The organism is Ruegeria atlantica (assembly GCF_013032505.1).
GTDB classification, from domain to species: Bacteria; Pseudomonadota; Alphaproteobacteria; order Rhodobacterales; family Rhodobacteraceae; genus Ruegeria; species Ruegeria atlantica_F.
This window is the reverse complement of record NZ_WQCG01000001.1, coordinates 1,139,957-1,165,158: the sequence shown is the minus strand read 5'-3', so window position 1 is coordinate 1,165,158 and position 25,202 is coordinate 1,139,957. Positions and strand designations below refer to the sequence as shown.

General features: G+C 57.2%; 24 protein-coding genes. 17 read left to right on the top strand and 7 right to left on the bottom strand.

The window, feature by feature from the left end; all coding sequences use genetic code 11:
* The first annotated feature begins 35 nt into the window (after positions 1-35).
* The 6 genes from GOW92_RS05685 (at position 36) to GOW92_RS05660 (ending at position 5,811) form a co-directional block, all read left to right on the top strand.
* On the top strand, positions 36-635 hold the full coding sequence (locus tag GOW92_RS05685; RefSeq protein WP_170558733.1) for a LysE/ArgO family amino acid transporter: 600 nt from the start codon (positions 36-38) through the stop codon (positions 633-635).
* Positions 636-675: 40 nt separating this feature from the next.
* Positions 676-1,584, top strand: a complete 909-nt coding sequence (locus tag GOW92_RS05680; protein WP_170558731.1) for a DMT family transporter — start codon at positions 676-678, stop codon at positions 1,582-1,584.
* A gap of 87 nt (positions 1,585-1,671) precedes the next feature.
* Positions 1,672-2,244, top strand: a complete 573-nt coding sequence (betI, locus tag GOW92_RS05675) for a choline-binding transcriptional repressor BetI (protein ID WP_170558729.1) — start codon at positions 1,672-1,674, stop codon at positions 2,242-2,244.
* Positions 2,241-3,749 carry a choline-sulfatase gene (betC, locus tag GOW92_RS05670; protein ID WP_170558727.1) on the top strand — a complete coding sequence of 503 codons (1,509 nt, stop codon included), beginning with the start codon at positions 2,241-2,243 and terminating at the stop codon, positions 3,747-3,749. The genes betI and betC overlap by 4 nt, the downstream gene beginning before the upstream one ends.
* Positions 3,750-3,821: 72 nt before the next feature.
* Entirely contained in the window at positions 3,822-5,480 is a 1,659-nt protein-coding gene (gene betA / locus GOW92_RS05665) for a choline dehydrogenase (RefSeq protein ID WP_170558725.1), read from the top strand.
* Positions 5,481-5,571: 91 nt separating this feature from the next.
* Positions 5,572-5,811 carry a YdcH family protein gene (locus GOW92_RS05660; protein ID WP_170558723.1) on the top strand — a complete coding sequence of 80 codons (240 nt, stop codon included), beginning with the start codon at positions 5,572-5,574 and terminating at the stop codon, positions 5,809-5,811.
* 73 nt (positions 5,812-5,884) lie between these two features.
* Here the strand turns inward: GOW92_RS05660 and GOW92_RS05655 are convergent, their stop codons facing one another.
* Positions 5,885-7,285, bottom strand: a complete 1,401-nt coding sequence (locus tag GOW92_RS05655) for a helix-turn-helix domain-containing protein (protein WP_170558721.1) — start codon at positions 7,283-7,285, stop codon at positions 5,885-5,887.
* Positions 7,286-7,350: 65 nt separating this feature from the next.
* On the bottom strand, positions 7,351-8,556 hold the full coding sequence (locus tag GOW92_RS05650) for a multidrug effflux MFS transporter (RefSeq protein ID WP_170558719.1): 1,206 nt from the start codon (positions 8,554-8,556) through the stop codon (positions 7,351-7,353).
* A 183-nt stretch (positions 8,557-8,739) separates the two neighbouring features.
* Here GOW92_RS05650 and GOW92_RS05645 point away from each other — a divergent pair, with 183 nt between their 5' ends.
* The 3 genes from GOW92_RS05645 to GOW92_RS05635 all read left to right on the top strand — a co-directional run bounded on the left by GOW92_RS05645 (position 8,740) and on the right by GOW92_RS05635 (position 11,358).
* Positions 8,740-10,272 (top strand): acyl-CoA carboxylase subunit beta, encoded by a 1,533-nt coding sequence (locus GOW92_RS05645; RefSeq protein WP_170558717.1) that lies wholly within the window; start codon positions 8,740-8,742, stop codon positions 10,270-10,272.
* A 233-nt stretch (positions 10,273-10,505) separates the two neighbouring features.
* Positions 10,506-10,868: a DUF6497 family protein gene (locus tag GOW92_RS05640; protein WP_170558715.1), complete on the top strand. Its 363-nt coding sequence runs from the start codon at positions 10,506-10,508 to the stop codon at positions 10,866-10,868.
* 136 nt (positions 10,869-11,004) lie between these two features.
* Positions 11,005-11,358: a hypothetical protein gene (locus tag GOW92_RS05635; RefSeq protein WP_170558713.1), complete on the top strand. Its 354-nt coding sequence runs from the start codon at positions 11,005-11,007 to the stop codon at positions 11,356-11,358.
* 86 nt (positions 11,359-11,444) lie between these two features.
* Here GOW92_RS05635 and GOW92_RS05630 read toward each other — a convergent pair whose 3' ends face one another.
* Positions 11,445-12,596 carry a DcaP family trimeric outer membrane transporter gene (locus tag GOW92_RS05630; protein WP_170558711.1) on the bottom strand — a complete coding sequence of 384 codons (1,152 nt, stop codon included), beginning with the start codon at positions 12,594-12,596 and terminating at the stop codon, positions 11,445-11,447.
* 650 nt (positions 12,597-13,246) lie between these two features.
* Here GOW92_RS05630 and GOW92_RS05625 point away from each other — a divergent pair.
* Both GOW92_RS05625 and GOW92_RS05620 read left to right on the top strand, forming a co-directional pair.
* Positions 13,247-13,450, top strand: a complete 204-nt coding sequence (locus GOW92_RS05625) for a hypothetical protein (RefSeq protein WP_170558710.1) — start codon at positions 13,247-13,249, stop codon at positions 13,448-13,450.
* A gap of 117 nt (positions 13,451-13,567) precedes the next feature.
* On the top strand, positions 13,568-15,613 hold the full coding sequence (locus tag GOW92_RS05620) for an acetyl-CoA carboxylase biotin carboxylase subunit (RefSeq protein WP_170558707.1): 2,046 nt from the start codon (positions 13,568-13,570) through the stop codon (positions 15,611-15,613).
* Between the two features lie 76 nt (positions 15,614-15,689).
* Here GOW92_RS05620 and GOW92_RS05615 read toward each other — a convergent pair whose 3' ends face one another.
* The gene (locus tag GOW92_RS05615; RefSeq protein ID WP_170558705.1) at positions 15,690-16,136 is read right to left on the bottom strand and encodes a DUF4174 domain-containing protein; all 447 of its coding nucleotides are present in this window, start codon (positions 16,134-16,136) and stop codon (positions 15,690-15,692) included.
* A 168-nt stretch (positions 16,137-16,304) separates the two neighbouring features.
* Here GOW92_RS05615 and scpA point away from each other — a divergent pair, with 168 nt between their 5' ends.
* From scpA to GOW92_RS05585, 6 genes are all read left to right on the top strand, one after another.
* Positions 16,305-18,431 (top strand): methylmalonyl-CoA mutase, encoded by a 2,127-nt coding sequence (gene scpA, locus GOW92_RS05610; protein ID WP_170558703.1) that lies wholly within the window; start codon positions 16,305-16,307, stop codon positions 18,429-18,431.
* A 104-nt stretch (positions 18,432-18,535) separates the two neighbouring features.
* Complete coding sequence (locus GOW92_RS05605; RefSeq protein ID WP_170558701.1) at positions 18,536-19,138, top strand: VOC family protein; 603 nt, start codon at positions 18,536-18,538, stop codon at positions 19,136-19,138.
* A complete protein-coding gene (locus GOW92_RS05600; RefSeq protein ID WP_170558699.1) occupies positions 19,135-19,659 on the top strand; it encodes a GNAT family N-acetyltransferase in 525 nt (174 codons plus the stop codon). Before GOW92_RS05605 ends, GOW92_RS05600 begins: the two co-directional genes overlap by 4 nt.
* A gap of 9 nt (positions 19,660-19,668) precedes the next feature.
* Positions 19,669-20,349 carry a molecular chaperone DjiA gene (locus GOW92_RS05595; RefSeq protein WP_170558697.1) on the top strand — a complete coding sequence of 227 codons (681 nt, stop codon included), beginning with the start codon at positions 19,669-19,671 and terminating at the stop codon, positions 20,347-20,349.
* Positions 20,350-20,352: 3 nt separating this feature from the next.
* Positions 20,353-21,348 (top strand): endonuclease/exonuclease/phosphatase family protein, encoded by a 996-nt coding sequence (locus GOW92_RS05590; protein ID WP_170558696.1) that lies wholly within the window; start codon positions 20,353-20,355, stop codon positions 21,346-21,348.
* 19 nt (positions 21,349-21,367) lie between these two features.
* Entirely contained in the window at positions 21,368-21,760 is a 393-nt protein-coding gene (locus tag GOW92_RS05585) for a hypothetical protein (RefSeq protein ID WP_438826301.1), read from the top strand.
* A 3-nt stretch (positions 21,761-21,763) separates the two neighbouring features.
* Here the strand turns inward: GOW92_RS05585 and GOW92_RS05580 are convergent, their stop codons facing one another.
* From GOW92_RS05580 to GOW92_RS05570, 3 genes are read right to left on the bottom strand one after another with little or no spacing between them, the layout of a single operon-like run.
* Positions 21,764-23,308 (bottom strand): Ppx/GppA family phosphatase, encoded by a 1,545-nt coding sequence (locus tag GOW92_RS05580; RefSeq protein WP_170558693.1) that lies wholly within the window; start codon positions 23,306-23,308, stop codon positions 21,764-21,766.
* 49 nt (positions 23,309-23,357) lie between these two features.
* Complete coding sequence (locus GOW92_RS05575; protein ID WP_170558691.1) at positions 23,358-24,047, bottom strand: HdaA/DnaA family protein; 690 nt, start codon at positions 24,045-24,047, stop codon at positions 23,358-23,360.
* Position 24,048: 1 nt separating this feature from the next.
* Positions 24,049-25,122 (bottom strand): AI-2E family transporter, encoded by a 1,074-nt coding sequence (locus GOW92_RS05570; RefSeq protein ID WP_170558689.1) that lies wholly within the window; start codon positions 25,120-25,122, stop codon positions 24,049-24,051.
* Between the last annotated feature and the right edge of the window lie 80 nt (positions 25,123-25,202).

The window sequence follows — 25,202 nt, the reverse complement described above, 5'->3', positions numbered from 1 at the left end:
GAGCGTAGTCAACGGCTCAGACAATCGGAGGTTTCATGTCCACATCATTGTTCGCAGGCTTTGTGCTTGGCTTTAGCCTGATCCTCGCCATCGGTGCGCAAAACGCCTTTGTTCTGCGCCAGGGCTTGCGGCGTGAACACGTTTTCCCCCTGTGCCTGACGTGCGCAGTATCAGATGCCATTCTTATCGCCGCTGGTGTCGCCGGATTTGGAACATTGGCACACGCCGTGCCTTGGTTCGAAACCGTCATGCGATATGGCGGGGCGATCTTCCTGACCTGGTACGGTTTGCGCAGCCTGAATTCTGCATGGCGCGGTGGAGCAGTGATGGAGGTTCGTGAGGGTGAGCGTGTCAGCCTGAAGTCTGTTCTGCTGACGGTACTCGCGTTCACATGGCTGAACCCACATGTCTATCTGGATACCGTTGTTCTGATTGGATCGATATCAGCTCAGTATGATGATCGCATGGCATTTGCACTTGGTGCGATGATCTCCAGCTTTGTTTTCTTCTTTTCATTGGGCTACGGGGCAGGGATGCTGTCCCCGGTTTTTGCGCGGCCACGGGCGTGGCAGGTGTTAGACTTGGTTATCGGCTTAGTCATGTTGGCGATTGCTGCCAAACTTGTGTTGATGTGACGGGTTGCCTCTGCCGGGGATTAGGTGTTCAACCGTTAACATGTCAACTTTAGCCGCCCAACACCGCCCATTGGCGGGTATGCTCTGGATGTTTTCGGCAGGCCTGTCGTTTGTGGTTATGACTGCATTGGTAAAGTCGCTGGGTCCAACAATGGATCCGATACAGGCCGCGTTTTTGCGGTTTGCGTTCGGCCTGATCTTTCTGTTGCCCGCACTGCGTCTGGTGTTGAAAACCCATCTGACGCGCAGGCACATTGTATTGTTGGGCACTCGCGGCATCGTCCATGCATTGGCCGTGATGCTGTGGTTCTTCTCGATGACACAGATCCCGCTGGCTGAGGTCACGGCGATGAACTACATGACGCCGGTTTATGTAACACTGGGGGCCGCGCTGTTTCTGGGTGAAAAGCTGGCTTTCCGACGGATCGCTGCGATCTGCGTGGCGCTGGTCGGCGTATTGATCATCCTCAGACCGGGTTTCCGCGAGATTTCGCCCGGTCATATCACAATGCTGGGCACGGCCCTGACTTTGGGGGGGTCGTACCTGATCGCCAAAGTGCTTGTGCGCGACCTTCCGCCCTCGGTTGTCGTGGCCCACATGTCGATCTGGGTGACGGTCGCCTTGATCCCCTTTGCAATGGCAGTCTGGACCCCGCCCAGCCTGCGTGATCTTGGTGTCCTGTTTCTGGTGGCCAGTTTTGCCACGGCAGGCCATTACTTCATGACGCTTGCGCTAAAGGCGGCCCCGGTTGCGGTTACGCAACCCGTCACCTTCCTGCAGCTGATCTGGGCCACGCTATTGGGGGCACTGATCTTTAAGGAGAGCATCGACATTTGGGTTGTCGCGGGTGGTACGGTGATTCTTCTGGCGGTCAGCTTCATTGCCTGGCGCGAGGCGGTTTTGAACCGCAGCAGCTTGACGACCCCAAGCATCGCACCAAAACTCTAGCCGTTCACGGCCGCTTAAAACGTTATTGATTGACGGGTCAATAAAAACCCCTTAGCGTTTCCCGGTACACGTAATGAGGGGATAGCGATGCCGAAACTCGGAATGGAGCCAATCCGCCGTGACGCGATCGTCAAGGCAACAATCGCCGAGCTCGGGTCGAAGAAATCCCTTGACGTGACTGTCAGCCAGATCGCCAAACGTGCAGGTATGTCCAGCGCACTGGCGCATCACTATTTCGGCGGCAAGGATCAGATCTTTCTGGCTGCCATGCGCCGAATTCTCTCGGACTTTGCTGACGAGGCCCGAGGGGAGCTCAAAAATGCCGTTCCGGAAGAGCGCGCGCAGGCGATTATCCGGGCCTGTTTTGCGCCGTCATGTTTCACTCCGGATGTCATCGCAGCCTGGATGACATTTTACGTGCTGGCCCAAACCAACGATGACGCATTGCGCCTGTGGCAAATCTATCAGGCACGCATCCGGTCGAACCTGACGCATGCTCTGCGCCCGTTGCTTGGCGATCCGGTCGAAGCGGCTGAAAACATGATCGCCCTTATCGACGGGCTATATATCCGCGCGGCGCTAAGCGCGCCGGAAGAGCCGCAATTGGCCGTTAATCACGCAATGCGTGTCCTCAACACTCTGCTCGAGGCTGAAAAATGACAAAACCGAACATTCTGATCCTGATGGTGGATCAGCTTAACGGGACCCTTTTTCCGGATGGTCCCGCTGATTGGCTTCACGCTCCGAACCTGAAGAAACTGGCGGAACGCTCAACCCGATTTGCCAATGCGTATACGGCGTCGCCCCTGTGTGCGCCGGGGCGGGCCAGCTTCATGTCCGGTCAATTGCCTTCGCGCACAGGTGTCTATGACAATGCCGCAGAATTCCGCAGTGATATCCCGACCTACGCGCACCATCTACGCCGCGCGGGTTATTATACCTGCCTGTCCGGCAAGATGCACTTTGTCGGCCCAGATCAGATGCACGGGTTCGAGGACCGCCTGACAACCGATATTTACCCGGCCGATTTCGGCTGGACGCCCGATTACCGCAAGCCCGGTGAACGGATTGACTGGTGGTACCACAATATGGGCTCGGTGACGGGCGCAGGTGTGGCCGAAATCTCAAACCAGATGGAGTATGACGACGAGGTCGCATACAACGCCAAGGCCAAACTGTACGATCTGGCCCGCGGTAAGGACGACCGCCCTTGGTGTGTGACCGTCAGCTTTACGCACCCCCATGATCCCTACGTGGCGCGTCGCAAATACTGGGACCTCTACGAAGATTGCGAACACCTGCAGCCCGAGGTTGCAGACCTTGGCTATGACAATCAGGACCCGCATTCTAAGCGCATATTTGACGCCAATGATTGGCGCAGCTTCGACATCACCGAAGAAGATATCCGCAAATCCCGCCGCGCTTACTTTGCCAACATCTCGTATCTGGACGACAAGATCGGTGAAATCCTCGAGGTGCTGGAAACAACCCGGCAAGAGGCAATCATCATGTTCGTCTCGGACCACGGTGACATGCTTGGTGAGCGAGGGCTTTGGTTCAAAATGACCTTCTACGAAGGTTCAGCGCGTGTACCTTTGATGATCTCGGCGCCGGGAATGCCTGCGGGGCGGATCGACACGCCGGTGTCGACAATCGACGTTACGCCAACCCTAGGTGCGCTAGCGGGTGTCGATATGGCCGAGATCGCGCCGTGGACGGATGGCGAAGATCTTGTTCCGCTGGCCAACGGCACGGAACGGACCGCGCCGGTGAAGATGGAATATGCAGCTGAAGCGTCATATGCGCCGCTGGTTTCGTTGCGCTACGGCAAGTGGAAGCATAATCGCTGCGCTTTGGACCCCGATCAACTGTACGATCTGGAAAACGATCCGCATGAATTGGAAAACCTTGCGGAACACCCCGAACACGCAGGCACGCTGGAAACTTTGCGCGCGAAATCCGAAGCACGCTGGGACCTGGACCAGTTCGATGCCGACGTCCGTGCCAGTCAGGCGCGCCGCTGGGTTGTCTATGAGGCTTTGCGGCAGGGTGGGTATTACCCCTGGGACTACCAGCCGCTGCAAAAAGCATCTGAGCGTTACATGCGCAACCACATGGACCTGAATGTCGTAGAGGAAAACGCCCGCTTCCCGCGTGGCGAATAGCCTCTTCACCTTATTGAAAATACTCCTGCCGAACGGATCAAGACGCAGTTCGGCGGGTCATGGAGACCAAAAATGGAAGCAGATTTCGTCATCGTCGGCGCAGGATCCGCAGGATGCGCGATGGCATATCGCCTAAGCGGGGCCGGGGCGTCGGTTCTGGTGATCGAGCATGGCGGGACCGATGCCGGCCCGTTCATCCAGATGCCAGCGGCGCTGAGCTATCCGATGAACATGCCGATGTATGACTGGGGTTTCCGGTCAGAGCCCGAGCCGCACCTCAATAATCGGGAATTGGCTTGTCCGCGCGGCAAGGTGATTGGCGGCTCGTCTTCGATCAATGGCATGGTCTACGTGCGCGGCCACGCGCGCGATTTCGATACATGGGCCGAGATGGGCGCCGATGGCTGGTCGTTTGCGGATGTTCTTCCGTACTACAAACGCATGGAGACCTGGCATGATGGTGGCCATGGTGGTGATCCGACATGGCGCGGAACCGATGGCCCCCTGCATGTCTCGCGCGGCCCGCGCGAGAATCCCCTGTTTCAGGCTTTTGTCGATGCCGGCCAGCAGGCGGGGTACGAGGTTACCGGCGATTACAACGGCCAAAAGCAGGAAGGCTTTGGCCCGATGGAACAAACCGTCTGGAAAGGGCGGCGCTGGTCTGCGGCGAATGCCTATCTGAAACCTGCGCTCAAGCGCGAGAATTGCGATATCGTGCGCGGATTGGCCACAAAAGTGGTCATTGAAAACGGTCGCGCGACCGGTGTTGAGTTGATCCGCGGTGGCAAGACTGAGGTTATCCGCGCTCGGCGCGAAGTGGTTCTGGCAGCATCATCCATCAATTCTCCAAAACTGCTGATGCTTTCCGGTATCGGACCGGCAGCGCATCTGGCCGAGCATGGGATCGAAATTGTGGCGGACCGTCCGGGTGTGGGTGGCAATCTTCAAGACCACCTGGAGCTTTATATCCAGCAGGCGTCCTTGCAGCCTATCACACTGTACAAGCACTGGAACCTGATCAGCAAAGGCCTGATCGGAGCACAATGGCTGTTCACAAAGACCGGGTTGGGTGCATCAAACCAGTTCGAAAGTGCGGCATTTATCCGGTCGAAGCCGGGTGTGGAGTATCCTGATATTCAGTACCATTTCCTGCCGATCGCCGTTCGCTACGACGGTCAGGCGGCAGCAGAAGGTCATGGTTTTCAGGCGCATGTCGGGCCGATGCGCTCGCCCTCGCGCGGGGCGGTCTCACTTCGGTCGGCCAAGGCCGAGGACGCGCCTGTGATCCGTTTCAACTACATGAGCCACGAGCAGGATTGGGAAGATTTCCGCACCTGTATTCGCCTGACACGCGAAATTTTCGGGCAGGATGCGTTCAAACCGTATTCCGGCAAAGAAATTCAGCCGGGTGCGGACGTGCAGTCTGATGAAGCGCTCAATGCCTTTATCGCGGAACATGCCGAAAGCGCGTATCACCCTTGTGGAACCTGCCGGATGGGTCGGGCTGATGACAAAAACGCTGTGGTCGATCCCGAGGGACGCGTTATTGGCGTAGACGGGCTGCGCGTCGCCGACAGTTCAATCTTCCCGCAGATCACCAATGGCAATCTGAACGCGCCGTCTATAATGGTGGGTGAGAAGATGTCCGATCATCTGATGGGTAAGGATGCCCTGCCAGCAGCCAATGACCAACCTTGGATTAATCCCCAATGGGCGGTTGCGCAGCGATGATCGAATGCATGATTTGATCCGCGTCAAAGATTGACGGGGACCGGACGAATAGACTTGAATCGCAACAACATATTTTGAGGAGCGAACAGGAATGTCCCATACCCCGCACGAACTGGCTGAAGAGTTTCCGGACAAGGTTGAGCTGATGAGCCAACTCAAGCAAACGGACGCTCATTTTGCGCGGCTGGCGGATGAATACCATGAGATCAACCGCGAAGTGCATCGAGCCGAAACCAATGTTGAGCCGATGGATGATCTTGCTGAAACGGACCTGCGTAAGAAGCGTGCGGGTTTGAAAGACGAGATCTGGGCTATCCTGTCGAAAGCCTGAGGCATAACGGGGGCTCGGCCCCTGGTCGCGGCAGGCCGCGCATCCCTTAGGATATTGTCAGCCCAGGTCAAGATCAGGTGACTTCATAGGGCAGGGTGCCGCGGGTATGGGCGTCTATCGTTAAGCGTCTTTCCAATGGCGGAACCGATCGCTGATGACAATTCTGCCGCTCGCAGATGCGGCAGGATATGCCAATTGGCTCGTAGGCACTGGCGTTGTTGAAGTCCAGATTGTCGGCATAAACCAGCGCCTCGGCGTGGCGCACTTCGCACCCAAGGGCAATGGCATAACGACGTACCGGTGCACCGTATGAGCCTCCGGATTTCGACACGTCTCGAGCCAGAGAAATATACTGAACGCCATCGGGTGTTTCTGCAAGCTGACGCAGAAAGTGGCCGGGCGTTTCGAAGGCGCGGTGCACGTTCCATAAGGGGCAGGCACCGCCAAACCGGGCAAATTGCAGGCGCGTGGCCGAGTGCCTTTTAGTGATCGTTCCGGCCTGATCAACGCGTACGAAAAAGAAGGGAATCCCCTTGGCGCCCGGGCGTTGCAGAGTCGATAGTCTATGCGCAACCTGTTCGATCGATGCCCCAAACCGGTTGCTGAGCAGTTCAAGATCGTGGCGGCATTCCTCTGCCATTGTCAGAAACTTGGTATACGGCATCAACGATGCGCCGGCGAAGTAGTTGGCCAGTCCGATTTTGGCAATTGAACGGGCTTCGTCGCTTTGAAACTTGGCAAAATCCAGCGTGGCTTCCAGCAGTTTGTCCTGGCTGATCAATGCGACCTGCAACAACAGTTGAAATACCTGAGTTTGTGGCGCGGTTCTGGACGAAAGCAGCAGCGTCTTGTTTTCCGGGTCGTACTTTCGGGTTTCGTCGATATCCGGGAATTGTACCCGGATGCCGCGTTCCGCAAGGCTGTCCAGGGCCGCCGCGCGAATGCCGCCGGCATCCTCGGCCCGCCCCGCAAATCGTTCAGCTGCACGGTCCACCGCGTCGATATAGTTGTCGCAATAGTGGAAGAAGTCCCGAACTTCCTCCCAAGGGCTGGCCTGGATCCGCGCATCTTCGCGCCCCAATGCTTCGTCAAGGGAAGCCAAGCGTTCATGCGTCTGACGATAGGTTCGATGTAGGGCGATGAAGGCCCGTGCAAGTGCAGGCGCGTTTGACGCCGTCAGGCGGAGATCAGCCAGAGGCGGAATAGCGTCGTCAAAAACCGGATCGGCCAAAGCTTCGCGCATGTCCGAAACCAGGCGTTCGCTGTCGCCGGTGCTTAACTCGGTGACATCCATTCCGAATTCTTGCGCCAGAGCCAAGACAACAGTGGTCGAAATCGGCCGGTTGTTGTTCTCCATCTGGTTCAGATACGGCAGGGAAACACCCAGTTTGGCGGCAAATTCCTTTTGGGTTAGTGAAAGGCGCGTGCGCATTTCACGCAGCTTTGCACCTGCATAGAGTTTCTGTGTCGCCATGGCGGGCCTTTGCAACTTTTCTAATTCGGCAAGCTAACTTTGCAAACCAATATAAACAAGTCGCGTCAAAGGCCCAATTTCTGTTCACGTCGTATGACAGACAAAATTGCGCAGACAGCCAGGACCGAAGTTGCCAGCATTAACCATAGCAGAGGCATCGCTCCGGTTTCATGGGTTAGCAAGGCTCCGGCAAGGGCGCTGAGGCCTGCGCCGCCACTCAACATGATTGCACCACTCAGCCCAGAAGCAGTGGCGGCCAAATGCGGACGTACCGACAGCGCGCCGGCGGTAGCGTTTGGAATCGTCATGCCGTTTCCGACGCCCACAAACGTCATAAAGCCGAAAAAACTGAGCGCTGTTCCGAAACCGGCCAAAAACAATACGGCAGACATGGCGACGCCTATCGCGTTCAACCAGCAGCCCCAAAGCACCATTCTATTGACACCGAAGTGAACGGAATAGCGACCGCTGACGAAGTTACCCAAAAAGTATCCAACTGCAGGGGCGCCAAAATATATGCCGACCTCGGCGGCGCTGAGGCCGAACAGCTCGGTGCCAATAAAGGGAGCGCCGCCCAGGTAGGCAAAGAACGCGCCCGATGACAGTGCGGATGACAGCGAATAGCCCCAAAATCGCGGGGATCGCAGCAGTTCAGGGTATTCCCGGAACTGTTGAATCAGTGTTTTGCCGCTTTTGGCCGACGTTTCACCAAAATCTGAATAGGTAAGCATCAGCGTCATTACGCCAAGAACGAAGGGCAGCCAGAAGTTGGCTTTCCAGCCATAACTCTCCTCCAGCAAGCCTCCGATCGCAGGGCCGATCATGGGGACAACGGCCATGCCCATCGTCACATAGCCTATCATCGATGCGGCCTGATCCTGGTCGTACAGATCACGAACCGCCGCACGGCTTAGAACCATGCCAACAACGATGATTGCCTGGCACATCCGGAAAACAAGAAAGACCTCGACGTTGGGGGCATAAATGCACCCAAGCGTGGCCAGTAGAAATAGGACCAAGCCCCAAAGCAGAACAGGCCGGCGCCCCGCCTTGTCGGCGATTGGTCCGATCAGGATCTGCAGCACCGCATTGACCAGCAGGTACAGAGCGATAGACAGCTGCATAACCTTGTAGTCAGCCTGAAAGTGCAGGGCCATGTTAGGTAGGCTCGGCAAAAACAAATTGAGGCTGAGCGCGGACAGTCCGGACAGCAAAACCAGTGTGGTAATCTTTGGTGGCGACCGATGCGCCGACGAAGAACTAAACTGCATGGTTCACATGTATAGACACCGCGGATAGGAATGCCATCCGTCTGGCGTTTCGAAAACAAAAATTTGCAAGTTTACAATATTCAAGAAGTCAGTTGTCAATAGTTTGCAAATTTGCGGAAAGGTGCTTTGGTCTTGTAGCGTCAGAGTATAGTGTCCGGCCAGATTTTACAGGGGATCATCGCTATGAAAGACATCCTTTCCGAACTTGAAGGCCGTCGCGACAACGCACGACTAGGTGGCGGGCAAAAGCGTATCGACGCACAACACGCACGCGGCAAGCTGACTGCGCGTGAACGGATTGAGCTGCTTTTGGATGAAGGCAGCTTTGAAGAATTCGACATGTTTGTCAGTCATCGGTGCACCGATTTCGGAATGGAAAATCAAAAGCCTGCGGGTGATGGTGTTGTCACTGGCTGGGGTACGATTAATGGTCGCATGGTTTATGTGTTCAGTCAGGACTTTACGGTCTTTGGCGGCTCACTCTCGGAAACTCACGCGCAAAAAATCTGCAAGATCATGGATATGGCCGTTCAGAACGGTGCGCCTGTAATTGGGATCAACGATTCGGGTGGCGCACGAATTCAGGAGGGTGTGGCATCACTGGCTGGTTACGCCGAGGTGTTCCAGCGCAACATCATGGCATCAGGCGTGGTGCCGCAGATCAGCGTCATCATGGGCCCCTGTGCTGGTGGTGCTGTTTACAGCCCGGCAATGACCGACTTTATCTTCATGGTCAAAGACACCTCTTACATGTTTGTGACCGGCCCCGACGTGGTTAAGACAGTTACAAACGAGGTTGTCACTGCCGAGGAACTGGGTGGCGCGTCGACACACACCAAGAAGTCTTCAGTCGCAGATGGCGCGTTCGAAAACGATGTAGAAGCACTGGCCGAAGTCCGCCGCCTGGTCGATTTCCTGCCGCTCAACAACCGCGAAAAACCTCCAGTACGCCCGTTCTTTGACGAGCCCGACCGTCTGGAAGCTTCGCTGGACACGTTGATCCCCGACAACCCGAATACGCCCTATGACATGAAGGAACTCATCACCAAAGTGGCGGATGAGGGCGATTTCTACGAGATTCAAGAGGATTACGCCAAGAACATCATCACTGGATTCATCCGGCTTGAAGGGCAGACCGTGGGCGTTGTGGCCAATCAGCCAATGGTTCTGGCCGGTTGTCTGGACATCGACAGCTCGCGCAAAGCCGCGCGGTTTGTACGGTTCTGTGATTGCTTTGAAATTCCGATCCTCACGCTGGTGGATGTGCCTGGTTTCCTGCCGGGGACGTCGCAGGAATATGGCGGAGTGATCAAGCACGGCGCCAAGTTGTTGTTTGCATACGGTGAAGCCACGGTGCCAAAGGTCACCGTGATCACCCGTAAGGCTTATGGTGGTGCCTATGATGTTATGGCCTCCAAGCATCTGCGCGGCGATTTCAACTATGCCTGGCCCACAGCCGAGATTGCGGTAATGGGCGCAAAGGGCGCGACCGAAATCATCCATCGTGCCGATCTGGGCGATGCCGAGAAGATCGCACAGCACACGCAGGACTATGAGGACAGGTTCGCGAACCCGTTCGTCGCGGCCGAGCGTGGCTTTATCGACGAGGTGATCATGCCGCAATCGACCCGCCGTCGCGTATCGCGCGCGTTCGCCAGCTTGCGCAACAAGCAGGTGAAGAACCCTTGGAAAAAGCACGATAACATTCCGCTTTGAGGGAACGTGCCAAGGAATCTGCCCTAATGGAGCGGCTTGGATTTAGTCTAAGACAGCAAATTAGGGCAGGCAATTTTGGTGAAAAATTGACATTGAGGCCACAACTGCTAATGAGTTGCCCCACTAGACATAGAACAGCGCGGGCCCACAGCCAAGCGCGCGCGATCCCGGAGAGAGGAGCTCGCTTCTGGCGAGTCTGGGATCGCGCTTTAGCAGTTCTGCTGTCGGTTTGTGTGTCCCCTGTTCTGGCTGATACCGAAAACCTGTTGCCCGTCCCGTCCGGGCAGCCTGTGCACCTGAGTGACGTTTTGCTGGACGATAACCCCGGCGAGCTTTGGGTTCGGTTCCGCTTTATTGCCCCCAAGATCGGATCAGACAGTGGCCGGATCGGATACGACATCGCTTCGGTGGATATGGAACATCTGTGCCAGACGCTTGCGGTCGCTTATGTGGCCAAATACGAACTGGAACCGGCGCGGGTGGTCATTTCCTTGTCGGATCGCCCCATTGAATTCGGGCGTTCATCCCCTGACGCCACCCAGTTCTTTGAAGCCTACCGGCTGGAACAGTCCCGGTGTATCTGGGAGGGGCTTTGACCATGAATCCCTCAGTTCATCCGGTCAGGGCATTTCTGAACAGCTACGCGGCTTTGGAGGTGCGCACCATGACATCATCCCGTGACGGATGTGGAAATCTGATCCCCATGACCCCTTGTACAATTGAGGTGGAACCATGCTGAAACATCGCGGATTTCCCGGTCGCCTGCCGGGCACGGACTTTCAGTTCACCATTCGTCGAGCCAATCCCAAAGGCGTGACACCGCTGACCCGGCGTGAGCGGTTTCGGGACCGCAAACCTGCAGATAAACGCGCGGATGCGGCTTTTATGGAAGCTCTGTGGGCGCATTTTGGTGATCAACCCTTTGAGCGGGGCAATCTGGACGCCGGCCGGCTATGCTGGCTTTTCGAACGCGAAGTCGTTCCGGCCGAGGATCCGTTTGATCCCGCCAGTTACGATGCGCTTTTGGTGATTGATCCGAATGTGGGTCGGATTTCTTTCCCCGAAATTTTCGACGGGGTGCGCTGATCGTGCAGACTGTCGTTGCACATAACACCGTGGGGCCGTCCTGGTCCGGAACCCTGCCCACGTCGGGGCAGGGCCGTTATGTGTTGTCAGAAATTCAGCTGTGCGGCCAATTGAATCCGGTTGCTGTCAAAGGTGCGCCCGGTCGGCTCGTCGTTGCGTTCGCCATAGAAGAATTCGGCGCTAAAGGTCAGGTTGTCGGTTGCTTTGTAAAAGGCATTCACGTGGATCGTTTCGACTTCGGTGAAGGACAGGGTCCCGGTCGAGGTCGGCAGGTCGTAGTTTTCTTGCCCGTAGGCGATGCCGACGTTCCACTTGGGGCTGAGGTCCTGGCGGAACTCCACGGTAAAGCCATCCACGTCATTGGCCTGACCATTGACGATGGCGTCACCCGCGGCGATCAGATAGGGGCCCAGCGCCTCCCCGTCGACATAGTTGACCTGAAACAGACCGCCTTGCCAGGGCCGGATTCCGGCCGAAAGGGTAAAGCCGGTCTGGTCCACTTCGACCGCTCCGGATTGGGCCTTGCCGTACAAGGCCGAGGCGCGGGCGAGGTAGGTGTCGTTGTTGTACTCGATGGAACCGGTCAGAACGGGATCGTTCGAGTCCGAACCACCAACGTTTTCTTCGATCGAAAACGCAAATGTTGTGTCGGAGCCGAGTGTGTTCGTATAGCGCACCTGGGGGACGCGTGCGAAGGGAATGCCAACGGGACCGTTGAACTCGACGGTAGTTGGGTAGGTGTCCAGCGGCTGGAAGTTGGTCCAGTACTGGCCGATCAACCAATTGTCACCGATGCGGATATTGGCGTGGCGCAGGCGGAATTCGGCGTTTCCGTCGGATGCAAACAAGTCAACCTCAAGCTGGCCCGCGATGTCACCGATGGCGGATGGCGTATTGGTCCGAAGTCCGATGCGCGATTGGCGCACGGTGGCCCCAAAAGTGCCGCTGGTGGCATCTGCTGGCTCGCCAATTCGGGTCGCATCGGCAAGATCGCCCAATTCAAAGTCGGTATCGAAGAAGAAATCAGCCTTAACGTACCCATAAACGTCGAGCGTGGTGTTTCCGATTTGAAGGTCACCAGTACCAGCCCCTGGTTTTCCAGCCTCCAGGGCTTCGACACGGGCGCGCAGGGCATCAAGTTCCGCTTGCGTCTGGGCATCTTGGGCAAAAGTAACAGTGCCGGACATGCCAAGCGCGGATACGGCAAGCAGCAACGCCGTTTTTCTCTTTGCAATCATGTGGATAATTCCTTGTGTGCGAGTGTGCACCGGCACCGTTCCATGCAAGAGACAATGAGGGAAATCACGAGAACGGGATGGAGAACACCTGTTTTCTCAAGGAAATGTGCAAGATTTCAGGCCCGGTTTCACCGGATGGTGAACAGATCGGTTAACCCTTTGCGTTTGAGACGGGAATTTCTGGCGACCAATCCCGTAGTCCGTGATGCTGCAAGCGCAGAAACAGCTCATTTGACGAAGAATAGTAACGGCAACGTGACAGCTATAATGCCGTGCATTTCATTCGAAACAGCACCAAACCTAGGCGTGAATCTGCGCGCGCATTCATCCAATGGGCGATTTCCAGCCGGAATCTTAGTCGGAAACAATACTTTGTTTACGCAGTCGATTGTGCCAAGCAACCTGTTTGAGCCGTGCGGCTCTACTTTGCCTGCGTCGCACATGCACCTACTATTCCGTACCCCTTCCTTCCGCGGGCAGGCTTGTGAAGTTCACAAAGTCCTGCCCGCGTTTTTCTTTGCGCACCAACCATGCGTAAAGCAGCACAAACTTGCGCAAAATTCCGTTCAAGACTGCCTGTTATTGAATAACAAGGCCGAAATCCGACATCTGCCCCCGAACGCATCAAGAATCCAAAAGGGGCAGATATCATGCGAATCTCGAAACTCTTACTTGCAGTGGCGACCTGCGCAGGGCTTACGGCCTGTGGCGACACAACAGGCGAACAAGCGCTGCTTGGCGGCGGCGCGGGCGCCGTCGGGGCGGCCGTTGTCAGCGCCGATCCGCTGTTCGGCGCAGTTGTCGGCGCGGCCGGCAACGTCCTGTACTGCAAAACGCAAAACAACTGTAGGTAACACCGGGTTTTCCGGGGCGCGCGTCGTCCCGACCGTCATCGCGCATTACGCCGTCGTGGGGAGTGCTCCCTGCGGCGGCGTTTTGCGTTCTCAGAACATCAAGCCAAAGGACGTTCCATGTTTAACAAGATCCTGATCGCAAACCGGGGCGAGATTGCCTGCCGGGTCATCAAGACCGCCCGCAAGATGGGTATTGGCACCGTCGCCATTTATTCGGACGCAGACAAGAACGCCTTGCATGTGTCGATGGCGGATGAATCGGTGCATATTGGCCCACCGCCTGCGAACCAGTCCTACATCGTGATAGACAAAGTCATGGACGCCATCCGCCAAAGCGGCGCGCAGGCTGTTCATCCCGGTTATGGATTCCTGTCTGAGAACGCCAAGTTCGCCGAGGCGCTTGACGCTGAAGGCGTCGCCTTTGTCGGCCCCCCGGTTGGTGCAATTGAAAGCATGGGTGACAAGATCACCTCGAAAAAGATCGCCCAGGAAGCGGGCGTTTCGACCGTTCCCGGCTACATGGGGCTGATCGAGGACGCCGACGAGGCCGTCAAGATTTCCAACGAAATCGGCTATCCGGTCATGATCAAGGCCAGCGCCGGCGGCGGTGGCAAGGGTATGCGGATCGCCTGGAATGACGAAGAAGCGCGCGAGGGCTTCCAGTCGTCCAAGAACGAGGCGGCAAACTCGTTCGGTGATGACCGTATCTTTATTGAAAAATTCGTGACCCAGCCACGGCACATCGAAATTCAGGTTTTGTGCGACAGTCACGGTAATGGAATCTATCTGGGCGAACGTGAATGCTCGATCCAGCGTCGGAACCAGAAGGTGGTCGAAGAGGCGCCTTCGCCGTTCCTGGACGAAGCCACCCGCAAGGCGATGGGCGAACAGGCCGTGGCACTGGCCAAGGCTGTGAAATACGCCAGCGCTGGTACGGTTGAGTTTATCGTTGATGGCGAAAAGAACTTCTACTTCCTGGAAATGAACACGCGTTTGCAGGTCGAACATCCGGTCACCGAACTGATCACCGGTGTTGACCTTGTCGAGCAGATGATCCGCGTCGCAGCGGGCGAAAAGCTGACAATCACGCAGGACGACGTGACACTGACCGGCTGGGCCATTGAAAACCGCCTGTACGCCGAGGATCCGTATCGCAACTTCCTGCCATCGATTGGACGTCTGACCCGCTATCGTCCGCCGCAGGAGGTTGCCTCTGGCCCGCTGCTGGTTAACGGCAAGTGGCAGGGCGAAGCGCCCGAAGGTGAAACAGCTGTACGGAACGATACCGGCGTCTATGAGGGCGGCGAGATCAGCATGTACTATGATCCGATGATCGCCAAGCTGTGTACCTGGGCGCCGACCCGCGAGGCGGCGATCGAAGCGATGCGCGTGGCGCTCGACAGCTTTGAGGTCGAAGGCATCGGCCACAACCTGCCTTTCCTATCGGCTGTGATGGACCATCCGAAATTCGTCAGCGGTGACATGACCACGGCGTTTATCGCCGAGGAATATCCTGACGGGTTCGAAGGCGTTGAACTTCCCGAGGCCGACTTGCGCCGCATCGCCGCGTCTTGTGCCGCGATGCACCGCGTTGCCGAGATTCGCCGCACCCGCGTTTCTGGCCGGATGGACAATCATGAACGCAAGGTCGGCTCTGATTGGGTCGTTACCCTGCAAGGGCAGGAATATGCAGTTGAGATCGATGCGGATCGGGATGGGGCAACCGTGACATTCTCGGACGATACGACCATGCGGGTCACTTCGGACTGGACACCCGGAGATCAACTGGCGGTTCTGGACGTCGATGGCAGCCCACTGGTTCTGAAGGTCGGTAAAATCTCGGGCGGGTTCCGAATTCGCAACCGGGGCGCGGATCTTAAGGTCCATGTCCGTACTACGCGTCAGGCCGAGCTGGCCCGTATGATGCCCGAAAAGCTGCCGCCCGATACCTCGAAATTGTTGCTTTGCCCGATGCCGGGCCTGATCGTGAAGATCAACGTCGAAGTGGGGCAGGAGGTCCAGGAAGGTCAGGCCCTGTGTACCGTCGAGGCGATGAAGATGGAAAACATCCTACGCGCTGAGAAGAAGGGCGTGGTCGCGAAGATCAATGCTGGCCCCGGCGACAACCTGGCCGTGGATGAAGTGATCATCGAGTTCGAGTGATCATGAAAGCGCTTTTGTCATATCCCCATCGTGTCCCGGCGTTCTCCGCCGGGGAGTTGGGGCGTGGCGAAAGCGTTCAGCCGCCCTCGCGCCGTTCTCGGATTTCGCGTTCGCGCAGGGGCGTCTTGTCGATGGAACGGCCAATTTCGCGCACGCTCCACGGAGATGGTTTGCGCAGTTTGACAACACCGTCCTTGTCGACGAACACCATCTGGAACCCGCGCGGTCGCAATTGCGACCGGATCGGGGACTTGGCCGACGGATCTGTATCAGTCAGCACGACGACATCGCGATCCCGCATGGCCGCTTCGCCTTCGACCAGCATGTCGATCTGCTGCTGGAACCTTGGATCGGCGGGGGTATCCGCAAATACGACGATGGGTCGGTTGACCCACAAGAATTCGCTGAGTTCGCTGTCCCCTGCCGGGCGGACGAACTCGTCCTCAGCGGGCGCAGCCCCGTCAGCGGCCATCGCGGCCAGCGGGAATAGTGCCGATAAAACAAGGGCAAGCGTTCGTGTCATGGGGCCTCCTGTTCGTTTGAATATAGCCCCTACGCCGGTGAATGCGACCGGCGAAATGCACACAAGCTTCAAAATATCGCGTTCGCACGCGCCGCAGCGGACGACATGGAACGTCAAAACGCGCAGGTGCAGCCTGTTCGCGACCCGAATTGAGAAAAGGAAATCGCAATGACCGATACGAAAGACTGGCAGGCGCTGGCCGAGAAAGAGCTGCGCGGACGCCCGTTGGACGACCTGACGAAGGAGACTTTGGAAGGTATCGACGTCAAACCACTCTATACGCAGGAAGACACGGCTGAGCTGCCGCATATGGGGTCACTGCCCGGGTTCGGTCCATTTACACGCGGTGTGAAGGCCACGATGTATGCCGGGCGTCCGTGGACGATCCGCCAATACGCAGGGTTTTCGACCGCTGAGGAATCAAACGCGTTTTATCGCCGCAACCTGGCGGCTGGCCAACAGGGTGTCTCAGTTGCCTTCGATCTGGCGACACACCGCGGCTATGACAGCGACCACCCGCGCGTGGTTGGTGACGTGGGAAAGGCCGGTGTGGCCATCGACAGCGTCGAGGACATGAAGATCCTGTTCGACGGTATTCCGCTGGACAAGGTCTCGGTCTCGATGACCATGAACGGCGCAGTGATCCCGATCCTGGCAAGTTTCATCGTTGCAGGCGAAGAGCAGGGGCACGACAAATCTGTTCTGTCTGGCACCATTCAGAATGATATTCTGAAAGAGTTCATGGTGCGAAATACCTATATCTATCCGCCTGAACCTTCGATGAAGATCATCTCGGATATCATCGAGTTTACCTCGAACGAGATGCCGAAATTCAACTCGATCTCGATCTCGGGCTATCACATGCAAGAGGCTGGGGCGAACCTCGTGCAGGAACTGGCCTATACGCTGGCCGACGGTCGCGAATATGTCCGTGCGGCGACGCAGGCGGGGATGGACGTGGACAAGTTTGCTGGCCGCCTGTCCTTCTTCTTTGCCATCGGAATGAATTTTTTCATGGAGATCGCGAAGCTGCGCGCCGCGCGCACGTTGTGGCACCGGGTGATGACCGATTTTGGTGCGAAATCCGAACGCTCCAAAATGTTGCGCACCCACTGTCAGACGTCTGGCGTAAGCTTGCAGGAACAGGACCCCTACAACAACGTGATCCGCACCGCTTATGAAGCGATGAGCGCGGTTCTGGGCGGCACTCAGTCGCTGCACACAAACGCGTTGGACGAGGCGATTGCGCTGCCGACCGACTTCTCGGCCCGCATCGCGCGGAACACGCAGTTGGTGCTGCAAGAGGAAACCGGCGTGACCGACGTGGTCGATCCGCTTGCCGGTTCGTATTACATCGAAAGCCTGACCAATGAGCTGATCGAAAAAGCCTGGGCCCTGATGGAAGAGGTCGAGGAGATGGGTGGCATGACCAAGGCCGTGGCCAGCGGTATGCCCAAGCTGCGGATTGAAGAAAGCGCCGCCCGCCGTCAGGCCATGATCGACCGGGGTGACGAGGTGATCGTCGGCGTCAACAAGTACCGCAAGGAACAGGAAGACCCGATCGACATTCTGGACGTCGACAATGTGGCCGTGCGCGAAGCTCAGGTCGCGCGATTGGAACGTATCCGTGTAACCCGAGACGAGGCTGCCTGCCAACAGGCGCTGGATGCTCTGACCAAGGCCGCCCGCGAGGGTGGAAACCTGCTGGCTGCTGCGGTCGAGGCCGCCCGTGCCCGCGCATCCGTAGGAGAGATCAGCATGGCAATGGAAAAAGAATTCGGCCGCCACCGCGCCGAAGTGAAAACACTGGCCGGTGTCTATGGCGCGGCATACGAAGGCGATGAAGGCTTTGCTGCGATCCAGAAATCCATCGAAGAATTTGCCGAGGCCGAAGGCCGCCGCCCACGCCTGCTGGTGGTCAAGATGGGCCAAGACGGCCATGACCGTGGCGCCAAGGTAATCGCAACCGCCTTTGCGGATATCGGCTTTGACGTGGATGTTGGCCCACTGTTCCAGACCCCGGCTGAGGCAGCTCAGGACGCTGTGGATAACGACGTGCATGTCATCGGCATCTCGTCGCAGGCAGCAGGTCACAAGACGCTTGCACCGCAACTGGTCGAAGAACTGAAAAAGGCCGGTGCCGAGGATATTCTGGTGATCTGTGGCGGGGTTATCCCGCAACAGGATTATCAATTCCTCTACGATCACGGTGTCAAAGCGATCTTTGGCCCGGGCACCAATATCCCTGAGGCCGCACAGGACATATTGCGGCTGATCGGTGAAGCGAAAGGCTGAAGCGGTCAAAGATTTTCTTCGAAAAATCTTGTGATCCCCCGCCTTTGAGGAAAAAATGCGACCAGACCCAATTGGGTCTGGTCGTTTTTCATAGGAGGCGCTGCGTGTTACTGGATCATCTGGCCGTTGCGGGCGAAACGCTCGAGGAGGCGTCGGATCATATCGAACAGGCGTTGGGCGTGACGCTGCAAGCGGGCGGCAAGCATGAAAGGTTCGGCACCTACAATCGTCTTTTGGGGCTGCGGGATGGCCTGTACCTAGAGGCCATCGCAATTGACCCGGAGGCTCCGAACCCGCAAAGAACCAGATGGTTCGATCTGGACCGGTTCAAGGGCGCGCCCCGGCTTACCAACTGGATTTGCAGGGTGCCGGACATTTCTGCCTCCCTTTCCGCTTTCCCCGATGGCGTCGGGCATCCGATTGATCTGGCCCGGGGCGCGTTGCGCTGGCAGATGGCGGTTCCGCCAAACGGGCGTCTGCCCTTCGACAATCTGTTTCCGGCACTTATTCAGTGGCACGGTGACCTGCACCCTGCGAGCATGCTGCAGGATAGTGGCTGCCGTTTGCATCGGTTGGTTGTTTTTCATCCGGACGGGTTGGAGCTGGCGAGGATTCTAGGCGAAATGGACGCCGTGGTTTTCGATACCGGCCCCGCCGCTTTGCGAGCAGAGTTTGAAACACCCCATGGCAAGCGCGTGTTGGGATGAGGGTCAGGCAAGCTGAAGCTGCGGATGCCAAAGCGATTGCCGCTATCACTAACGCAATCATCCGCGACACACTTATTACCTTTACAACCGACGAACGCGGTGAAGACGGCATTGCCTATGATATCCAAACACGCGGTCCGGCGTTTCTTGTGGCTGAACGAGATGAACAAGTTCTTGGATTTGCCACCTATGGCCCTTTTCGATCTGGTCCTGGGTATGCGCAATGCTGCGAATTGACAGTTCAACTGTCCCCCGATGCGCGCGAACAGGGCATGGGGCGGGCTTTGATACAGGCGCTTGAGGCCGCCGCCCGGGCCCAGGGAATACATGTGCTGGTTGCCGGCATTTCGTCGGCCAACCCGGGGGCGATTTTATTTCATACGGCCTTGGGTTTTTCCGAAGTTGGACGCATGCCCGAGGTTGGGTTCAAATGGGGAAAACGTCTGGACCTTGTTCTGATGCAGAAAATTCTTGCCGCCGACGGTTTTGTTGCACCTGACAGTCGCGATTTGTGGCGCTAGGGTGCGCTCATGTCGATCTGGATCCGTATATCCGATGCGCTGAGCGCGCTTGCCCAGGGTGAAAGCCTTACCGCAGTCTTTGAAAAGCTACGCTCGCCACCCGAACGGTCGGTGGCCTTCACTATCGCTGTAATCGCCTTGGGTGCGAAAATGGCCAAGGCGGATGGGCAGGTGACGCGAGATGAGGTCACCGCTTTTCGCGACGTATTCCAGATCGCGCGTGATGACGAGGAAGGCGCGGCGCGTGTGTTCAACATGGCCCGTACAGATGTCGCGGGTTATCAGGATTACGCCCGCAAGATCGCGCGAATGTTTTCCGAGGATAGCACCACACTGTGTGACCTGATGGAAGGGCTGTTCCACATCGCCATGGCGGACGGGTTCTATCATCCCAATGAAAACGAGTTTTTAGAAGAGGTCAGCCAGATTTTCGGCCAGACCGATGCGCAGTTCATGGCCTTGCGTGCAAGGTTTGTACCTGATGCGCCCAACGATCCTTATACGGTTCTTGGAGTGCCACGGGACATGCCGCTGCCCGACATTCGCAAGGTGTGGCGGCAACTTGTGCGCGAAACGCATCCCGATGCGATGTTGGCGCGGGGGGTTCCCGAAGAAGCTGTGCGACTGGCCGAGAAAAAGATGATCGATATCAACCGCGCTTGGGACGAAATCAATGGCGCGCAGGCCTGAGGCATGCGTCTGGCGACCTATAACATTGAATGGTTCGCCAATCTGTTTGACCGTAAGGACGAGCTGATCATTGATGACAGTTGGTCGGGTCGCCACGATGTCACCAAAGCACAGCAGATTGAGGCCATCGCCAAGGTTCTGACCGCGATTGATGCGGATGCTGTTCTGGTGGTCGAGGCACCAAACACAGGGAAGTCCCAGAACACGGTTCGCGCGCTGCAAAACTTTGCCGAAACTTTTGATCTGCGCACCGGCGAAGCCGTAATGGGATTTGCCAACGATACGCATCAGGAACTAGCTTTGCTATATGATCCGCTCGCTCTGACGGTGCGGCATGACCCGAAAGATGGCAGTCATCAAGCGCCGCGGTTCGATCAGGTTTTCCATATCGACCTCGATGTAGACGCGTCCGAGGATCAGGTGCAGTTTTCCAAGCCGCCGATGGAGCTGGCCGTCCAAACCAAAGACGGCAATCATTTTCGGCTCATCGGGGCGCATCTGAAATCAAAAGCGCCTCATGGGGCGGAAAGCCGGGATGAGGCTATCCGCATCTCTATTGCCAATCGCCGGAAGCAGCTGGCGCAGGCCATTTGGCTGGGCAGACGTATCAAGGCACATCTGGCGGCTGATGAGCAGGTAATCTTGCTGGGTGATCTGAATGACGGGCCCGGACTGGACCAATTCGAAAACCTGTTCGGCCGTTCATCGGTTGAGATCCTGCTTCAATCCGGGGTTTTTGACCCACATGCAGATGCCGCTTTCAGGTCCAAACCTGGCGATGGCCCATCGACTGCGCGCTTCTTTCGACCTGATAGTGGCGGGTATCTTGAGGCGTTGCTGGACTATATTATGATTAGCGATGGGCTAAGGGACCGCCGCCCGGATTGGCGTATCTGGCATCCATATCACGATCCGGCCTGCCGAGATGCGGGCGACCTGCAAGAGGCGCTGCTCACCGCGTCCGACCATTTCCCGGTCACTCTGGACCTTGAGCTGTGACCTTTCAACCGCGTTTCAGATGTCCTATATTTTCGATATGAAACCTTTCATTCCAATCTGTGCGCTGACCATTGTTATGGCCCTTCCGGCCTCTGCCGAGGACGACCAAAGCAAATCCCTGATGGAGCAGGGGGCAGAGCTGTTCTTTGAGGGCCTGCGTCAAGAGATGGAGCCTGCATTGGATGAATTGCTGGGCCTCGCCGAACAGTTTGGACCGGCTATGCAGTCCTTTATTACGGAAATGGGCCCTGCACTTGCCGAGCTGGCAGATGAGATCGAGGATTGGAGCGCCTATGAAGCGCCTGAGATTTTACCCAATGGCGACATCCTGATCCGAAAGAAGCCCCCGCAGGATCCCGACGCGCAGCCAGAACTGCGTGAAGACGCGCCCGAGGGCGAAACTGAGATTTGATATCTACTTGCGGATGACGACGCGGGTCTCAGACTTCAATGCGTTGCCCAGCGAGTTCAACCGCGCCTCGGCCACTTCGTTGAACAATGGGCGTGCCGCATTGGGTAAGAACAGGTCCAGCTGTTGCTTCTTGGGATAGAATTTCAACGTCGCCATCGGTGCATCATTCTGCATCCACAGCATTGCACCAAATCGCATGGCTTTGCCTAAAATCTCGGCCTGTTTCTGGTCCTTTTCGTCCAGCAGTTCATACAGCGCGGTAAAACGATTCCCCTCACGCTTGTTGCGATACCGGTGCTGCAGGGCAAGCCCGATAAACACCCGTTCCGAGTGCTTCAAACCACCCAGATTGGCGCGCGTGACATAGTCGAAACAGACTTCGGCGCGATAGTCGGGATGCGCGCGCCAACTGACGTCGTGCAAAAGACAGGCTGCCTTGATCAGACGGGCTCGCGCGGGGGGCGCTGATTTGAACAGCGGCATCACGAATTCCAGCAGGTGCTTTCCGAAACCTGGTAGGCGCGCGTCTTTGGCTTCGGAAAAGCGGCTCGCTTCGATCAACGGATCGCGGTCCCGCAGGTTTTGCGGCATCTGCTCGTAAAGCAGGCCTTCGCGGATTCCATAGCTGGAAATGGCGATGTCCTTGGGTTTGAACGTGCGGATCAACCGCGCCAGCACATCCATCGCGTAGGGGATCAGTGCCATTCGCGACCCCGACACGCCGGCCTTGCTGCGCAGTTTTTCCGGGTCACCCTTTTCAATGTACTTAATGGTTTCGCGCACCTGCTTGGTGGTCATGCGATATTCGTGCAGCACGTTCAGGGGATAACCGCGGCGCAGCATGTCCAGCCGTGCGAAAGCTCGCCAACTGCCACCCACGAGGAACAAACGGTCCCGTTGTGGCCCCATCTGGTCGCGCAGATCCTCCATCGTGGCCTTGATGTGCGCCTTGCGCGCGCGCCGACCACCCTTGATATCGCGCAGTTTCAGCGGCCCCAGCGCCGAGGTCAGACGCCGGCCGACGCCGCCATCTCCGATCTCGGCCAATTCCATTGAGGACCCACCAATGTCGCAGATCAGACCGTAGGCGCCGGGCCATCCCAGCAGGACGCCCTGCGCAGATAGGCGGGCCTCTTCATCACCGTCGATGACGGAAACGGTCAGGCCGGTTTCGGCTTTTACCTCAGCACAAAAATCGGGACCGTCTTCGGCTTCGCGTACGGCTGCAGTTGCGACGACATGCAGGCCGGGCAGGCCAAGGTCATCCGAGAGCAGCGCGAACCGTCCCAAAGCGGCCAGAGCGCGTTTGCGACCCGTCGGGTTAAGCCGCCCGGTGTCTGACAGGCCCGCGCCCAGTTCGCACATCACTTTCTCATTGTAGAAATATGCCGGTGATCGGGCTGCACCGTCAAAGATCACCATTCGGACAGAGTTCGATCCGACGTCAACCACGCCGACGCGCGACAGAGCTCGGGCTTGTGGGTCATCAAAAAGGGGCTTTCCGAACGGCCCCCAGTCGGGGATTTCGGTAACGACAGTCTGATCCATGTCTCTTCCAGATATTCCGCGTGCAGAATGCGAGATGACCGGGTGTGGGTCAATTACCAGATTCGACATCATCCAGATCTGCGCTCAAAACACGCACCGCCAACGCTCGGGTAATGTCACGCTTTTCCGACAGGGCAAGCTGATCCAGTTGCGCCACGACATTCGCCGCAGTTTCAAAGCGCCGATCCATATGTTTAACCAGATAGGCGATGACGTCGGGGCTTGGGTTCAGTTGCCGATCCACGAACAGCTTGGCCAGGACCGCGCCCAGCAACGCGTCATCGGGCGGGTCCAGAGCTACGTGATGTGCGCCCTCGATCCGGCTTTGGAGATCGGGGAGCGGCAGTTGCCAGAATTTCGGTGCCAGCCGTCCCGTAATGAGAAGGGCATTGCCTTCGGCCAACACAAGATTGTGCAGGTGAAACAGTGTTTTTTGTAGTTCCGGATCGCCCGCGACCATTGGAACGTCTTCCACTGCGACTGGAGTGCGCGCGAGATCAGGCACATCCTCATACCGTACATCCGTGGCCTGAATGATCCGCCCACCTGTTTCCGCCGCCCAGACATGGGCCAGATGGGTTTTGCCTGCACCGGCAGGACCGCTCAGCACCAGTTTGTTGCCCGGCCAGGATGTGGCCGAGATCATGGCAACCGCAAGTGCATTTGCAGGCGAGACGAAAAAGTCCTCACGCCCCAGCGCAGTTTTGGCCGGAAGATCAAAGCTAAGCTGAAGGGCCATCTTACGAGTCTTCCTGATCCGCGCTTTCGAGGCCGGTATACAGGCGGCTGCCCAAATAGACCGATGTGGCATACCGGGCCAACACGCCCAGCGCTGCAGCAACGGGCACGGCAATCAACATGCCGACAAAACCGAACAAGGCGCCGAAAACTGACAACGCCAGCAGTAGCCACACAGGGTGCAGACCCACCGAATTACCCACCAGTTTCGGCGTCAGGAAATTACCTTCGGTAACCTGACCCAGCGCAAAGATACCGGCAACCAGACCGATTTGCGCCCAATCTCCCCAGAACTGGAACAGTGCCAATCCAATTGCCAGCGTGCCACCGATCAGGGCGCCGAGGTAGGGAATGAAAGTGACCAAACCCGCAATGAAACCGACGATCAGCCCGAACTGCAGGCCGACCGCCATCAGCGCCACGGCATAATAAGTGCCAAGGATCAGGCAGACCGTGCCCATGCCGCGGACGAACGAGGCTAGAACAGCGTCAATTTCACCGGCCAGGCGTTTGATCGTGGGGGCGTGATCGCGCGGCAGCAGATCCCCGATCCGGGCGATCATGCGGTCCCAGTCCAGCAGCATGTAGACAGCCACAACAGGAACAATGACCAACAGAACTACGACGTTGATCGCCGAACCCAATGAGGCAGCGACGGATTGCAAGACATCGCCTGTTTTGGATTTCAGCGTTTCGCCCAGTGAGACAAGGAATTGGTGCGAATTGGATTCGCGGTCAAGAAGCGACGGGAACTGTTGTTCGATAAAGCTGCGCAGCTGTTGGAACAGGCTTGGCATAACTTCGACCAGCTCGATCAACTGGGTAATCAGCGCGGGAACAACCATCAGGATTGCCAGAGCAAAGCCCAGAATGCCGACAACTGTGATGATGGCCGTGGCCGCCATGCGCGACAGACCCAGATTTTCCAACCGATCTGCGATCGGATCAAGGAAATAAGCAATCGCACCGCCAATCACAAATGGAAGCAAAACGTCGCCAAGTGCCCATAGACAAAGCACAAAAATGACAGCCGCGACGCCCCAGTATCTGAGTTGATCTTTTACCGGCAAGGCCATGCTTGTCCCCTTGTTTCTGGCTCTTACCGGTGTTCTTGGCGTAACAAGCCCCGTGATGCAAGCGGTTCATGCCTTGGGGA